Origin of the sequence: Arenimonas malthae CC-JY-1 (assembly GCF_000747075.1) — a bacterium.
GTDB lineage: Bacteria > Pseudomonadota > Gammaproteobacteria > Xanthomonadales > Xanthomonadaceae > Arenimonas > Arenimonas malthae.
Window position 1 is genome coordinate 1 of the sequence record NZ_AVCH01000116.1, and the last position, 825, is coordinate 825.

1 protein-coding gene is annotated in these 825 nt (G+C 70.9%); it reads left to right on the forward strand.

The genetic code is table 11. The features are described from left to right. On the forward strand, positions 1-750 hold a 750-nt coding region (locus N790_RS05710; protein ID WP_043801898.1), incomplete at its 5' end, for a thiol:disulfide interchange protein DsbA/DsbL. Positions 751-825: the final 75 nt, after the last annotated feature.

The window sequence follows — 825 nt, forward strand, 5'->3', positions numbered from 1 at the left end:
GAAACGCCCGCCCCGGCCCCGGCTGGAGGAACCACCGAAGCCGCGCCCGCGGAAGCCACCGAGGCCGCGCCGGCCGAAGAAACCACCGCCGAAACCCCGGCCCCTGAGGCCCCGGCCGCGCCTGAAGCGCCCGCCGCCCCGGCGGCCCCGGCCCTGGACCCGGCCCTGGACCCGGCCAAGGCCCCGCGCCCGGGCGTCGACTACGAAGTCATGGCCGAGCCGCAGCCGACCTTCGGCCAGGGCGGCATCGAGGTCGCCGAGGTCTTCGCCTACACCTGCATCCACTGCGCCAACCTGCAGCCGGTGCTGAACCAGTGGAAGCCCAACATCGCCAGCGACGTGCGCTTCGTCTACGTGCCGGGCGTGTTCGGCGGCATCAGCGACAACTTCGCCCGCGGCTACTACGCCGCCGAGGCCATGGGCCTGGTCGAGAAGACCCACGACGCGCTGTTCCGCGCGGTGCTGATCGAGCGCAGCTTCCAGACCGCCTCCATCGAAGAGATCGCCGACTGGTACGCCAAGCAGGGCGCCAACCGCGACACCTTCCTGTCCACCATGCAGAGCTTCGCCGTGACCGCCAAGCTCAACCGCGCGCGCCAGTTCGCGCTGCGCAGCGGCGTGCAGTCCACCCCGACCATGATCATCAACGGCAAGTACCGCGCCGTCGCCACCGGCGACCGCGGCATGCAGGGCCTGCTCGACACCGTCGACTTCCTGGTGGCCAAGGAGCGCGCGGAAGCCGGCCAGTAAGCCGGTACCGCCGCGACTGAACGAGGGGCCGCCGATGCGGCCCCTTTTTTTTGGTTCTTCTCCCAACTGAGGGGA